This window comes from Streptomyces sp. NBC_00210 (assembly GCF_045160975.1).
Classification (GTDB): domain Bacteria; phylum Actinomycetota; class Actinomycetes; order Streptomycetales; family Streptomycetaceae; genus Streptomyces.
The window spans coordinates 7,078,473-7,092,378 of the sequence record NZ_CP108120.1 but is presented as its reverse complement, the minus strand read 5'-3'; the positions used below and the strand labels follow the sequence as shown (position 1 = coordinate 7,092,378).

The window sequence follows — 13,906 nt, the reverse complement described above, 5'->3', positions numbered from 1 at the left end:
TTGGGCCCCGTACGGACATGGCGGTGTGACGCCGGTGAAACAGCCTCTCCCTAATTTCTGTCATCCGACAGGAATCAGCGACAGGGGCTGCCATGACCGCCACCGCACCCTCGGACGTACGGCCGGGTCCACACGGGACCGAGCAGGATGACTCGGCCGCGCTGGCCGGCTTCGGCTACCGGCAGGAACTGCACCGCAGCATGGGGCGGTACGCCTCCTTCGCCGCGGGCTTCTCCTTCATCTCCGTCCTCACCACCGTCTTCCAGTTCTTCGCCTTCGGCTTCTCGTTCGGCGGCGCGGCCTTCTTCTGGACGTGGCCCGCGGTGCTGGTCGGACAGCTCCTGGTCGCCGCGTGCTTCGCCGAACTCGCGGCGCGCTACCCACTGTCGGGCGCCATCTACCAATGGTCGACGCGGCTGAGCACGCCCGGCTTCGGCTGGTTCGCCGGCTGGATCATGGTGATCGGCCAGGTCGTCGTGGTCGCGGCGGCGGCGCTCGCGCTGCAGGTCGTCCTGCCCGCGATCTGGTCCGGCTTCCAGCTGGTCGGCGGCGACCCCGCGCCGACCACGCCGACCGGCGCGGCCAATGCGGCCGTACTCGCCGTGGTGCTGCTCGCTCTCACCACCGGCGTCAACCTCCTCGACAACCGCGTGATGTCGGCCGTGAACCGCATCGGCGTCACCGCGGAAATCATCGGGGCGGCACTGATCGTGGTGCTGCTCCTCACCCACTCCGAGCGCGGGGCGGGCGTCACCCTGCACACGGGCGGCCAGGGCGGAGCCATCGGCGCGCTGCTCGTCGGCTCGTTCACGGCGGCGTACGTCCTCATCGGCTTCGACAGCGCGGGCGAACTCAGCGAGGAGACCCACGCGCCGCGCCGCACCGCGCCCCGCACGATTCTGCTCGCCCTCGCCTCGGCCGGCGCACTCGGCGGGCTGCTCCTGCTCGGTGGGATTCTCGCGGCGCCCAGCCTGACCGACGGACGGCTGGCGACGGAAGGTCTGTCGTACGTCCTGACGAGCAGCCTCGGCGACGGAGTGGGCAAGGCGCTGCTCGCGGACGTGGTCGTGGCGATCGCCGTGGCCACGCTGGCCATCCAGACGGCCGGATCGCGGATGCTCTTCTCCATGGCCCGGGACGGCGTGCTGCCCTTCTCGTCCCGCCTGGCGAAGGTCTCCCCCCGCACGGGCATGCCGGCCGCCCCCTCCCTCGCGGTGGGCATCGCCGCGGCGGCACTCGGCCTGCTCAACCTCGCCTCGCCGGAGGCGTTCCTCGCGATCGGCACGACGTGTATCGCGATGCTCTATCTCGCGTACGCAATGGTGACGGGCCCGATGCTGGTACGAAGGCTGCGTGGCGACTGGGACCGAAGCGCCGCCGAGCCGGACGAGACGGGCCGCCCGCTGTTCTCACTGGGCCGTTGGGGCCTGCCGATCAACATCGTGGCGCTGGCGTACGGCCTGTTCATGACGGTGAACCTGGCGTGGCCACGCGCGTCGGTGTACGACCCTTCGGGCGGACACTGGTACTTCCAGTGGTTCACGGTGCTGTTCCTGATTGTCAGCGTTGGGCTCGGAGCCGTCTGGCGGTGGCGGAATACAAGGCGAGTGCACGCGGCGACGCCTGCTCAGCCTCTCCCAGAACTGGCTCAACCCTCGACTACACCTTGATCTCGTCCACGTTCAGACGCACATGCACGTCGTGACGCTGTCCGAGTCGCCGAGCCACAACTCCGCATGCCAGTCCCCAACGATGGCCGGCCTCTCGTCACGGACCCAGAATCCATTGGCGGCCGAGCGCTCGCCCGTCGTGAAGTGCTGACCCGCACATGAGCAAGAGCCCCGCACGCAAATCCCTCCGCGTGCGGGGCCCTTCCCGTCTCTCCGTGCCGGTAGCCCTACTTCCAGCACATGAAGTAGATCTCGTTGTACTTCCTGATGTCCGGCACCTTCGAGCCGCGCATCCCCCGCTTCGGGATCGTCAGCTTGACCGTCCTCTTGTCCTTGCCGATCAGGTGCCAGTTCTTCAGGGACTTGTTCCATCCGGAGCGGGGCAGCCGGTTGGTGAACCGCCGGATGTCGATCAGGCCCCTGGCGCCCTTGGAGCAGGCGTTGACCGATGTAGGGGTGGCGGCCCAGGAGGTCTGCTGCCGCTTGTAGTTCTTCAGGTCCCACAGGCACACAGAACCCATGGAACAGCTCCCCGCGGCCGCCGGTGCCCGCTCAGGCGCCGCCTGCGCGGTCCCGGAGACGCCGCCGATGCCGATGACGGCAGTCATACCCACGACGGCCGCCAGCGACCGTATCTCGCCCCTCACTTGCCCTCCAAGAACATCACGATGTCGAATTCCTTCTTCGTATCAGGTGAACCCGCCCTGGACCGGCGCGGGTTCGAACGCCCGGGCCCTCGTCCCAGCAACCCGGCACCGGCGGACAACGTCCGCCCCTTACGGTTTCAGCAGCGGTGTGACGAGACTCTTCAACTCAGCCTCGTTGATTGCCCCTCCATGCGCGGCGGCGACCTTCCCCGTCCGGTCCACGACCAGCGTGTACGGCAACCCGAGCTGGGATACGAGGCCCTTGGGCATCCGCAGCATCTGACGGCCTCCCTCGTCCATCAGCGTCGGGTACGTCACCTTGTACTCGCCCAGGAAGGCCCGCGCCGCCGCCGAATCGTCCTCGCCGTTCACCCCGAGCACCTGCAACCCCCGCCCGCCCAGCTCCTTGTGGAGACTCTGAAGACCGGGAGTCTCCGCTCGGCACGGCCCGCACCACGACGCCCACGCGTTGATCACCACGACCTTCCCCCGGAAGTCCGACAGCCGAACCGGCTTCCCGCCCGGGGTCCTGCCCTCGATGTCCGCTGCCTGCTGCCGGTGCCCGGCCGCGATCTTCTTAGTGCCGCCCTCAACACGCTCGCCGGCGCGTTCCTCGCCCTCGGCACATGCCGCGAGCGACACCGCCACGGCAGCTATCACCACGGGCCACGTGATCCTCTTCATGGTCGGCGAGTATCCCAAGACCCCAACACACACAGATTGCCCGCCCCGTTGTGGACCGAAGAAGAACGCACATCACGGGGCGGCCGGACGACCCCACCCTAAAGCCGTCAGCTCCCGCCCCGCATCGGCCCATAGGGCAGTGCCCCAACAGCCAATACCGCGCCGGGTGCCCACTCGCTACGGTCGAAGATCATCCACCGTGAAACGGGGAGTAACCGTCGCTGCCCTGTCATGGCTGATCGGTATCGGTGTCGAACTCGCCCTGGCGACGGCGTTCTCAGGGTTGGGGGACTGGAGCATCACCACGGCAGCAGACCCGTGGGAACTGCTCTTCCCCGCCTGTGCCACCGTGCTCCTGGCCGCTGCTCGTCTGCTGCCGGCTCCCATGCCGCGCTGGCGGGTCGCTGTCATCGACAGTGCGCTGTACACGGCGGTCCTGCTGGCCTGCGCGGGGATCACCGCCTGGGCGGCAGGGGACGAGCAGCCGGCCGACAGCGCGTTCGTCACGGCGATCTTCGCCCTGTTGAGCCTCCAGCTCCCCGCAGCCTGGGGACTGTCCGCATGGCGCTCGGGACACCTGGACGTCGTCCTGAAGGGCGATCAGCGCCCGCAGGTTCCCGCGCAGAGCTGACGCACCCGAGCGCGTGAGAAGGCCCCCCGAGTCGTGCTCGGGGGGCCTTCTCACGTTCCCGCTGGGGTTACTTGGTGCCCCACTCCTGGCGCAGGTCACCCGCGCCGGAGGTGTTCAGCTTGTTCAGCACCATCTTCGTGCCCGCCGTGCTCTTGGGTGCCGCGATCACCTGCCCCCGCGCGTACAGCGACAGGAACCGGCTGGACTGCACGTCCCACTGCTGGCCCTTGTTCTTCGAGTTGCACTTGTACTGCTTGATCGCAGTGCCGGACTTCTTCGAGGTGACCCCGAGACACTTGCCGGACTTCTTGTTCCGGATCGTGTGTATGAAGTCGTTCCCGGACCGCTTGACGTACTGCACCGTCCACACCTGCGTGGGCGTCTTCGCCTTCTTCCCGCAGCCGCGCAGCACCAGACCGCCCTTCTCGGAGGTCCAGCACATGTCCTTGCCCGGCTTGGTTCCCCACACCTTCGCGATCTGCACGTTCTTGTGCGTCCCGGTCGCGCCGGTCGACGCGGCCACTGCCGGCGACACGGAACCCGCCACCAGGCCCACGCCCGCACCTGCGAGCACCAGCGCCTTCACTGTCTTCTGCATGTCTGTCAGCCCTTCATATCCGGGCGCTCCCACAGCGGGAACACCCCCGAACAACTCCAGGCCCCGGCCCTGCCGTACGGTTCAAAGCCGTGAAGAACCGATCCCGCTCGAGCTGGCTCTCGCTCATCGCCGTCCTGGCCCTGACCGCCCTCGGAGTGACCTTCGCCGCCCTGGCCGGCGAGGACGAGCCCAAGCCCGGCCCGCATGCCAAAGACCCGGCCTGCGCCGCCCTGGCCAAGCGCCTCCCGAGCAAGCTCGCCGGACTGAGCCGCCAGCGCGCCCTCAGCCCGGGCGTCACCGTGTGGGGCGACAACGAGGTCATCGCCCGCTGCGGCGTCACCCCGCCCGAGAAGACCACCGACCCGTGCGCCAGCATCAACAACACCGACTGGGTCATCCGCGAGATCTCCGAACACGGCAGGGGAGGGCGGCTGCTGGTCACCTACGGCCGACGGCCCGCCGTCGAGCTCACCATCCCCGAGCACACCAAGTCCGTCGATGTCGTCCTGGTCACGCTCTCCGACGCCGTCAAGCCCATCGCAACAGAGTCCAAGTGCCTCGACCAGCAGGGAAGATGACACCTCCACCACACCCCTCGCCGGTCGCAGCCCCCATTGATCCGGGGACCTGAACAACCGAACATAGGCGCGAACCGTGCAGGTCCGCGACGTCCCACTGGGCACTGCCTCACAGGGCACTGCCCCAAAGGGAGGGGTGTCGGCGTTGTGCCGCCCATGGCGCGAGCGGGCACAGCACCAAGCATCGCCATCAGACAGCGCATACAGCTCGCGCCGGGCCCGTGCGGCGTGTGCCCGGGGGGCCCACCTACGCTGGCCCGATGCAACGGATGGAACGCATCATCGGCACAGTCGTCGGCTCGGCCGTCGGGGACGCGCTGGGTGCGCCCTTCGAGTTCCGCGAGGCGGGCGTGTACACCGCCCAATTCCCGGACGGGGTCGGCGAGATGTGCGGGGGCGGCGGCTGGGACCCCGGTGAGGCGACCGACGATACGCAGATGGCAGTGCTGGTCGGGGAGTCGCTGCTGGAACGGGACGGCCTGGACCTGCCCGACATCTTCGTGCGGTTCCAGCGCTGGGCGGCGGCCGAGCCGAAGGACATCGGCCTGCAGACGGAGGACGTCCTCACGAACGGCCACCCGTGGGATCTCGCGGCACCGCTCCACTTCCAGGTGACGGGCCGCGCCGCAGGCAACGGCTCCCTGATGCGGGCGTCCACCTCCGCGGTGCACTTCGCGGCGGCGGGCCGCGAAGCAACGATGGCCGCCGCCCGCCGGATGGCGGCCCTGACCCATGGCGACGGCGCGGCCTGGGAGGGCACGGCGGTCCTCCACGACCTGATCCGCGTCGCCTTGGACGGTGGCGACCCGCTGGCCGCTGTCCCGTCCGCCCTCGCCCACGTCAACGCGGCCCACCGCGCTCGCTGGGCGACGGTCCTCGCACCGGACTGGCATCCGGACGCTGCGACCGAGTTCAACGGCGCGGCGTGGCCGTGCCTCGGCTCCGCGGTGTGGGCGCTGCGGACGACAGATTCGTACGAGGAGTCCCTGGCCGCGGCAATCGACCTGGGCGGAGACACGGACACGGTGGCGGCGGTGACGGGGATGCTGGCCGGTGCGGTGTACGGATTCGGGGCGATCCCGCAACGGTGGCTGAAGGCATTGCACGTCCCGCTGCCGGGGTTCGGGGCAAGGGTGCTGCGGGTGGCGGAACTGGCGCGGCTGGCCGAGAGGTTGGCGTCGTGACGGGGTGACCGGTGGTGCCGACGGCCGTGTCCCGACCCGCGGGCGCCCGGCGCCCCCTGGTTCAGGCGAGCACGCAGCCCACTATCCTCAGCGCCGCGTCCGCCGTCGCCGACGCGAACGTCGCCACCGGGCGGTCCGGGTCTCCCCTGTGGACCAGGATCACTCCCTCGATCAGGCCGAACACCAGGTCCGTACGCAGCAGCCGCTCGTCCTTCTCCAGCTCCGCCCCCGCCTCCGTCGCCGACAGCAGCTCCCCGTACGCCGACTTCAGGTCCGACCGCACCCGGTGGAAGCCCGCGAAGCGTTCGCCCCGCACCTCCGGGAGCAGGTACAGCGCGCCCAGGTTGTGCTGACCCCCGCAGAGCAGTTCCACGTCCGAGCGGCACAGCTCCCACAGGCGGGCCTCAGCCGGGCGCGACTCGTCGGCGAGCAGGCCGCGTGCCAGGGTCAGGGACGGGGTGACCGTGGACTCCAGGAGTTCCGCGAGCAGGTCCTCCTTGCCGCTGAAGTAGTGGTACATCGTCGCCTGCCGCATGCCCGCGCTCTCGGCGACCGCCCGGGTCGTGGTCGCCGCGTACCCGTGCGTGGTGAACAACTCCGCTGCGGCCAGCAGGAGTTCGTCCCGGGTGGTCATACCGCTGTCCGGCCGCTGCTTGGCGCGCGGCCGTCCGACCCGTCGTCCCGTGGTGGTGCTCATGCTGCCGATCGTCGCACACCACGGACCGGCCTCCTGCAGCAAGATCACGGTGAGCGTTCCGTAACGGTCCGGCAATGGCCGGGCAATGGACACGACTCCCCCTCCGCCTAATTTCTGTCGCGCGACAGAAATAGCCCCGCGACATCCGTCGAGCCGGAGGAGGCACACCGCCATGGCGACCGCCACGACATACGGAGCCCGCGACCACGCCCGCGCCCAGGACGGCGTCCGCGCCGAAGCCATGCCCGTCGTGCCGGCCACCGAGTGGCCCGCGCCGCCCTGCGAGGCGGGGCATCTGGTCTGGGCGGAGACCGTCGCCGGGGGCAACTACACGCACCGTGTCATTGCCCGCGGCACCGAGCTGCGGCTCACTGACCTGCGCGGCGACGCCTGCGCGCACCTGCTGCTGTACGTCGACGGCCGCCCCTGGGAGCGGCTCAACGCCGCCGACACCGTCAAGGTCCAGTGGAACGCCTACCTCCGCGCCGGCCGGCTCCTCCTCTCCGATCAGGGCCGAGTTCTCGCCACCCTGATCGAGGACACCGGCGGCCGCCACGACGCCCTGTGCGGCACCTCCACGCTCGTACGGAACACCCACCGCTACGGAGACGGAACCCCGCAGTCCGCCTCCCCCGCCGGCCGCGAGCTCCTCACCCTCGCCGCGCTCAAGAACGGCCTGGAGCCACGCGATCTGCCACCCTCCGTCTCCTTCTTCCAGGGCGTGGAGGTACGGGACGACGGCACCCTCGACTTCACCGGCTCGGCCGGACCCGCCGCATCGGTCACGCTCCGCGCCGAGCAGGACCTGACCGTGCTGATCGCGAACGTCCCGCACCCCCTGGACCCGCGCCCCGCCTACACGAGCACGCCGCTCGAGGTGCTGGCCTGGCGTGCCTCCCCCACCGCGTCCGGCGACCCGCTGTGGGACGCCACTCCCGAAAGCCGCCGCGCCTACGCCAACACCGCCGACTTCCTCGCCGCAAGGGGCCAGTCATGACAGTCGTACCCGCCCGTGCCGCCTGGTCCGCCGTCGTCCGCGCCGGTGAACAACTCACCATCACCGACCTGCACGGCAATCAGGCCGTCGACTTCCTCGTCTACGACGCCCACGACACCGCCGTCCGCTACAGCGCCGCCGACACCGTTCACGCCCAGGGCAACATCTTCCTCACCACCGGCAGCGTGCTGATGTCGAACGAGCACACCCCGCTGATGAGCGTCACCGAGGACACCTGCGGCCGCCACGACACCCTCGGCGGCGCCTGCTCCAAGGAGTCCAACACTCTGCGCTACGGCCACCACACCTGGTCACAGCACGCCTGCGTCGACAACTTCCTCGCGGAGGGCGCGCGTTACGGCCTCGGCAAGCGCGACCTCGTCTCCAACATCAACTGGTACATGAACGTCCCCGTCGAGAAGGACGGCACCCTCGGCATCGTCGACGGCATCTCCGCCCCCGGTCTGCGCGTCACCCTGCGCGCCGAGCGGGACGTCCTGGTCCTCGTCTCCAACTGCCCGCAGATCAACAACCCCTGCAACGGCTTCGAGCCGACCGCGGTCGAGATGACGATCAGCGAGGCCGCCGCATGAGCCCCACAGGCCCCTTGACCTTCGACACCCTGCTCGTCGCCAACCGGGGCGAGATCGCGGTACGCATCATCCGCACCGCCCGCCGCCTCGGGCTGCGTACGGTCGCCGTCTTCTCCGACCCCGACCGCTCAGCCCCCCATGTCCGGCTCGCCGACGAGGCCGTACGGCTCGGCCCCGCGCCCGCCAAGAAGTCGTATCTCGACGCCGATCTCGTGCTCAAGGCCGCGAAGGACACAGGCGCGGGCGCCATCCACCCCGGCTACGGCTTTCTCTCCGAGGACGCCGGCTTCGCGCGCCGCTGCGAGGACGCGGGCATCGTCTTCGTCGGACCGACCGCCGCCCAGTTGGAGCTGTTCGGCGCGAAGCACACCGCGCGGGCCGCCGCCGAGGCCGCCGGCGTCCCGCTGGCCCCAGGCACCGGGCTGCTGCCGGGCCTCGACGCGGCGCTGTCCGAAGCGCAGCGCATCGGCTACCCGGTCATGCTCAAGGCCACGGGCGGCGGCGGAGGCATCGGGATGCGGGCCGTGTACGACGCCGAGGGGCTGGCCGACGCCTGGGAGGGGGTGCAGCGTGTCGCCGCCGCCTCCTTCTCATCGGCCGGGGTGTTCCTGGAACGCCTCGTCGAGCGCGCCCGCCATGTCGAGGTGCAGGTCTTCGGCGACGGACAGGGCCGCGTGGTGAGCTTCGGCGACCGCGACTGCTCGCTCCAGCGCCGCAACCAGAAGGTGCTCGAGGAGGCTCCCGCGCCCGGCCTGCCCGATTCCGTACGGGCACAACTGGCCGCATCCGCCCAGGCCTTGTGCGCCTCGGTCGGCTACCGCTCCGCCGGCACGGTCGAGTTCGTGTACGACGCGGCGCGCGAAGAGGCGTACTTCCTGGAGGTCAACACCCGCCTCCAGGTGGAACACCCGGTTACCGAGGAGATCTACGGCGTCGATCTCGTCGAGTGGATGCTGCGTCTCGCCCAGGGCGAGACGGCTGTCGTACGGGCCCCGGACGCACCGCGCGGCCATGCCGTGGAGGCCCGGGTCTACGCCGAGGACCCGAGCCGCGACCACCGCCCGAGCGCCGGGCTGCTGACCCGCGTGGCGTTCCCCCCGGACGTACGCGTCGACGCCTGGATCGAGACGGGCACGGAGGTGACGACGGCGTACGACCCGATGCTGGCCAAGCTCGTGGCGTACGGCAGCGATCGCGCCGACGCCCTCGCGCGGCTGGACTCCGCGCTGGCCGCGACTCGCATCGACGGCATCGAGACGAATCTGGGCCTGGTGCGGGCGGCTCTCTCGGACGCGTCCGTACGGGCCGCCGGGCACACCACCGCGACGCTGGCGACGATCGCCGACCCCACGCCGCGTATCGAGGTCATGGCATCAGGCACGCTCACCACCGTCCAGGACTGGCCGGGCCGCACCGGCTACTGGCAGGTCGGCGTCCCGCCCTCGGGGCCGATGGACGACCTCTCCTTCCGGCTCGGCAACCGCGCGCTCGGCAACGACGAGGGGGCGCCGGGCCTGGAGTGCACGCTCCAGGGGCCCGCGCTGCGCTTCACCCATGCGACGACGGTCTGTGTGACGGGCGCGCCCGCGCCGGTCACGGTGAATGGCAGACCGGCGCCGCAGTGGGAGCCGTTCACCGTGGCGGCGGGCTCCTCGCTGGCCGTCGGCGCACCCGCGGACCGGGGCCTGCGCACATACATCCTGTTCGCGGGCGGCCTGGATGTGCCCGGCTTCCTGGGCAGCGCGGCCACGTTCACGCTGGGCCGCTTCGGCGGGCACGGGGGCCGGGAGCTGCGCACCGGGGATGTCCTGCGCGGCCGCGCCGCCGCGGCGCCGGGTGGGGCGGTCCCGCACTCCGCCGCGGCGCCGGGTGGGGCGGTCCCGCACCCCGACCGGCCCTCCTTCGGCGAGGTGTGGCACATCGCGGTGGCCGAAGGCCCGCACGCCGCGCCGGAGTTCTTCACCGAGCAGGACATCCACGACTTCTACGCTGCCGAGTGGAAGGTCCACTTCAACTCGGCGCGCACCGGTGTACGGCTGATCGGCCCGAAGCCACGCTGGGCACGCGCGGACGGCGGCGAGGCGGGCCTGCACCCCTCCAACATCCACGACACTCCGTACTCCGTCGGCGCGGTCGACTACACCGGTGACATGCCGGTGCTGCTCGGCCCGGACGGCCCGTCGCTCGGCGGCTTCGTCTGCCCGGCGACGATCCTGAAGGCCGAACGCTGGAAGCTGGGCCAGCTGCGTCCCGGCGACACGGTCCGGTTCGTGCCGGTGACGGTGGAGGGCGAGCCTCGCCCGGTCATCGTCGACGGCGGGATTCTGGCGCGGGGCGAATCGGTCACCTACCGCCGCAGCGGAGACGACAACATACTGGTCGAGTACGGGGAGATGGAGCTGGACCTGGCGCTGCGGATGCGGGTCCACGCGCTGGCGGAGGCCCTCGCCGCGGAGGGTCTGCCGGGGGTGGTGGACCTGACGCCCGGCATTCGCTCGCTCCAGATCCACACCGACCCCGATGTCCTCCCGCAGCGCACGCTCCTGTCGGTGCTGATCCGTCTGGAGTCCGGACTCCCGCCCACCGATGCGCTCGTCGTGCCGTCCCGTACCGTGCATCTGCCCTTGTCCTGGGACGATCCTGCGACCCGGGAGGCGATCGCGCGCTATATGGCGGGGGTTCGGGACGATGCGCCGTGGTGCCCGTGGAACATCGAGTTCATCCGCCGGGTGAACGGTCTCGACTCCGTCGACGACGTGTACCGCACGGTCTTCGACGCCGAATATCTCGTACTGGGCCTGGGCGACGTCTACTTGGGCGCGCCGGTCGCCACGCCGCTGGACCCGCGCCATCGCCTGGTGACGACGAAGTACAACCCGGCCAGGACCTGGACCGCGGAGAACTCGGTCGGCATCGGGGGCGCATATCTGTGCGTGTACGGCATGGAGGGCCCGGGCGGGTACCAGTTCGTGGGCCGTACGACGCAGGTGTGGTCACGCTGGCAGGAACAGCCGTGGCTGCTGCAGTTCTTCGACCGGATCACCTGGTACCCGGTCGACGCGGACGAACTTCTCGAACTGCGCGCGGACATGGCGGCGGGCCGCTTCACGCCGCGTATCGAGGAGGGGACCTTCTCGCTGGCGGACTACCAGCGCTTCCTCGCCGACAACGCGCCGTCGATCGCCGAATTCCGCGCCCGTCAGTCGCTGGCCTTCGCCGAGGAACGCGCGGCGTGGGAGGCGGCGGGCGAGTTCGCCCGCGCACAGTCGCCTGCCGCGCCCGCGGTCCCCGAACTGGACGTTCCGCCGGGCGGACAGGTGGTGGAGGCCGAATTCGCAGCCTCTGTCTGGCAGTTGAACGCGGAGCCGGGAGCGATGGTCGCGCCGGGTCAGCCGCTGCTGACGCTGGAAGCGATGAAGATGGAATCGCGCGTGCACGCGCCGTACGCGGCGCGGGTGGCGCGATTCCTGGTCGCGCCCGGCACGCAGGTGGAAGCGGGCACGCCGCTGGCCATCCTGACCCCGACGGAGCTCTGACCCGGGGGGAGTTTTCCCCACCCCGCCCTCCTCCTACGGCCTGGCGGCCGTGGGAGGTACCCCCATCCCGTAACTGGGGCTTCGCCCCAGACCCCGTACGCCCGCTGGGGGTCCCCCCACGCCCGCAGGGCGTAGGGGGAGTGTCCTCAATCGCCGGACGGGCTGGATTTTCCAGCCCGTCCGGCGATTGAGGACCGGGGGTCCGGGGGCAGCGCCCCCGGTTACGGGAAGGGGCGGGGTGGGGGACAAATCCCAAGCCCGCACCCCAACCGCCCGCACCCCAACCACCCCCACCCCAAGGAGCCGCCCCCATGCACACCCCCGCCCTCACCCGCGTCCGCGCCGCCTACGACCTCATCGACCGCGTCCACCGTCCCGACATCTGGATCACCCTCCGTCCCCGCGCCGACGCCGAGGCCGAGGCTCGCGACATCGACCGACGCCTCGCCGCCGGTACGCGCCTCCCCCTCGCCGGGCGCACCCTCGCCGTCAAGGGCAATATCGATGTCCACGGCATCCCCACCACCGCCGGCTGCCCCTCCTACGCGTACGACCCAACGGCCGACGCCCCCGCCGTCGCCCGGCTCAGAGCCGCCGGCGCCGTCGTGCTCGGAAGCACGAACATGGACCAGTTCGCCACCGGTCTCGTCGGCACCCGGTCTCCGTACGGCGCCGTGCACAGCGCAGGTGACCCCGCGCGCGTGGCCGGCGGATCGAGCTCCGGGTCCGCCGTCGCCGTCGCCCTCCGCATCGCCGACCTCGCCCTCGGCACGGACACCGCCGGCTCCGGCCGCGTCCCCGCCGCCTTCAACCGCATCGTCGGGCTGAAGCCCACCCGCGGACTCGTCCCCACCGACGGCGTGGTCCCGGCCTGCGCGAGTCTCGACTGCGTCAGCGTCTTCGCCCGTACGCTTCAGGACGCCGAGCTCGCTCTCGCCCTCATCGCCACCGGCCCCGGCCACAGCACCGGGCCCCGCGCCCCCGGCCCCTGGCGGATCGCCGTGCCGCCGACCGAGCAGCTCGGGGAGATGGACGACGGCTGGGCCAAGGCGTACGAAGCGGCGGCGGCACGCCTCGAAGCCGCCGGGGTGCAGCTTCGAGCCATCGACCTCACGCAATTCACCGACGCCGCCGCGATGCTGTACGACGGTGCGTTCGTCGCCGAGCGCTACACCGCGGTCGGTGCCTTCATCGACAAGGCGACAAAAGACCTCGACCCCACCGTCGCCGCCATCATCCGCCGTGCCCGCGACATCCCCGCCCACGAGCTCTTCGCCGACCAGGCCCGGCTCGCCGCTCTGCGCGACCGCGCCATGGCCGCCCTCGCGGACACCGACGCCGACGCACTGCTGCTGCCCACCGCCCCCGGCCACCCCACCCTCGCCGAGGTCGCCGACGACCCGTTCGGAGCCAACGCCCGGCTCGGTCGCTTCACCAACTCGACCAACCTGTTCGACCTTGCCGCGGTCGCGGTCCCCGGCGACGACGTGGCCGGCCGCCCCTTCGGGGTGATGCTGGTCGGCCCGGCCGGCACGGACGACCGTCTCGCCCGTATCGCGGCCCATCTCGCCCCGCCCGTACCGCCCACCCGTATCGCCGTCGTCGGCGCCCACCTCTCCGGCCAGCCCCTCAACCACCAACTTCTGGCCCTCGGCGCTACGTTGGCAGCCACAACCACCACCGCCCCGAACTACCGCCTCTTCGCCCTGCGCACCGACCCGCCCAAGCCGGGCCTCGTCCGCGTCAGCAGCGGCGGCCGGCCGATCGAGGCCGAGATCTGGGAGCTCCCCCAGGCAGGTCTCGGCGCACTCACCGCCGCCCTGCCCCACCCCATGGCGATCGGCCGCGTGGAACTCGCCGACGGGACCACCGCTCCCGGTTTCCTCTGCGAACCAGCGGCCCTCGACGGCGCCGAGGACATCACGGCGTACGGCGGCTGGCGGGCTTACCGAAACAGTTGACCGGGCCCCAACACACCTGTTCCACTGAGCGGATGCGTCCTCCGCTGCGGTTGGTCACCCGCGACCACATCGACTTCGGTCGTGTGTGGTCCGCCTCGTGTTGCCTCTGACGGCTCCACACCGGCAGACC

12 protein-coding genes are annotated in these 13,906 nt (G+C 71.0%); 8 read left to right on the top strand and 4 right to left on the bottom strand.

Features of this window, described 5'->3' with window-relative positions:
- The first annotated feature begins 92 nt into the window (after positions 1–92).
- On the top strand, positions 93–1,670 hold the full coding sequence (locus tag OG729_RS32105; protein WP_405809392.1) for an amino acid permease: 1,578 nt from the start codon (positions 93–95) through the stop codon (positions 1,668–1,670).
- Positions 1,671–1,897: 227 nt separating this feature from the next.
- On the opposite strand, the gene OG729_RS32100 is transcribed toward OG729_RS32105, so the two are convergent.
- Both OG729_RS32100 and OG729_RS32095 read right to left on the bottom strand, forming a co-directional pair.
- The gene (locus OG729_RS32100; protein WP_360876123.1) at positions 1,898–2,317 is read right to left on the bottom strand and encodes a hypothetical protein; all 420 of its coding nucleotides are present in this window, start codon (positions 2,315–2,317) and stop codon (positions 1,898–1,900) included.
- 129 nt (positions 2,318–2,446) lie between these two features.
- A complete protein-coding gene (locus tag OG729_RS32095; RefSeq protein WP_360876121.1) occupies positions 2,447–3,001 on the bottom strand; it encodes a TlpA disulfide reductase family protein in 555 nt (184 codons plus the stop codon).
- Between the two features lie 199 nt (positions 3,002–3,200).
- Between OG729_RS32095 and OG729_RS32090 the strand changes: the two genes are divergently transcribed.
- On the top strand, positions 3,201–3,632 hold the full coding sequence (locus OG729_RS32090; protein WP_405809390.1) for a hypothetical protein: 432 nt from the start codon (positions 3,201–3,203) through the stop codon (positions 3,630–3,632).
- Between the two features lie 67 nt (positions 3,633–3,699).
- On the opposite strand, the gene OG729_RS32085 is transcribed toward OG729_RS32090, so the two are convergent.
- On the bottom strand, positions 3,700–4,230 hold the full coding sequence (locus OG729_RS32085; protein ID WP_360876115.1) for an RICIN domain-containing protein: 531 nt from the start codon (positions 4,228–4,230) through the stop codon (positions 3,700–3,702).
- Positions 4,231–4,319: 89 nt separating this feature from the next.
- On the opposite strand from OG729_RS32085, the gene OG729_RS32080 reads away from it, so the two are divergent.
- Together OG729_RS32080 and OG729_RS32075 are read left to right on the top strand one after the other, a co-directional pair.
- Positions 4,320–4,808, top strand: a complete 489-nt coding sequence (locus tag OG729_RS32080) for a DUF3515 domain-containing protein (protein WP_405809389.1) — start codon at positions 4,320–4,322, stop codon at positions 4,806–4,808.
- Between the two features lie 260 nt (positions 4,809–5,068).
- Positions 5,069–5,992, top strand: a complete 924-nt coding sequence (locus OG729_RS32075; protein ID WP_405809388.1) for an ADP-ribosylglycohydrolase family protein — start codon at positions 5,069–5,071, stop codon at positions 5,990–5,992.
- Positions 5,993–6,053: 61 nt separating this feature from the next.
- Here the strand turns inward: OG729_RS32075 and OG729_RS32070 are convergent, their stop codons facing one another.
- The gene (locus OG729_RS32070) at positions 6,054–6,689 is read right to left on the bottom strand and encodes a TetR/AcrR family transcriptional regulator (RefSeq protein WP_405809387.1); all 636 of its coding nucleotides are present in this window, start codon (positions 6,687–6,689) and stop codon (positions 6,054–6,056) included.
- 172 nt (positions 6,690–6,861) lie between these two features.
- Here OG729_RS32070 and OG729_RS32065 point away from each other — a divergent pair, with 172 nt between their 5' ends.
- From OG729_RS32065 to OG729_RS32050, 4 genes are all read left to right on the top strand, one after another.
- Positions 6,862–7,686, top strand: a complete 825-nt coding sequence (locus OG729_RS32065) for an urea amidolyase associated protein UAAP1 (RefSeq protein WP_405809386.1) — start codon at positions 6,862–6,864, stop codon at positions 7,684–7,686.
- A complete protein-coding gene (locus OG729_RS32060; RefSeq protein ID WP_405809385.1) occupies positions 7,683–8,279 on the top strand; it encodes an urea amidolyase associated protein UAAP2 in 597 nt (198 codons plus the stop codon). The genes OG729_RS32065 and OG729_RS32060 overlap by 4 nt, the downstream gene beginning before the upstream one ends.
- 14 nt (positions 8,280–8,293) lie before the next feature.
- Positions 8,294–11,815: a 5-oxoprolinase/urea amidolyase family protein gene (locus OG729_RS32055; protein ID WP_405811365.1), complete on the top strand. Its 3,522-nt coding sequence runs from the start codon at positions 8,294–8,296 to the stop codon at positions 11,813–11,815.
- A gap of 311 nt (positions 11,816–12,126) precedes the next feature.
- Positions 12,127–13,776: an allophanate hydrolase gene (locus OG729_RS32050; RefSeq protein WP_405809384.1), complete on the top strand. Its 1,650-nt coding sequence runs from the start codon at positions 12,127–12,129 to the stop codon at positions 13,774–13,776.
- Positions 13,777–13,906 lie beyond the last annotated feature (130 nt).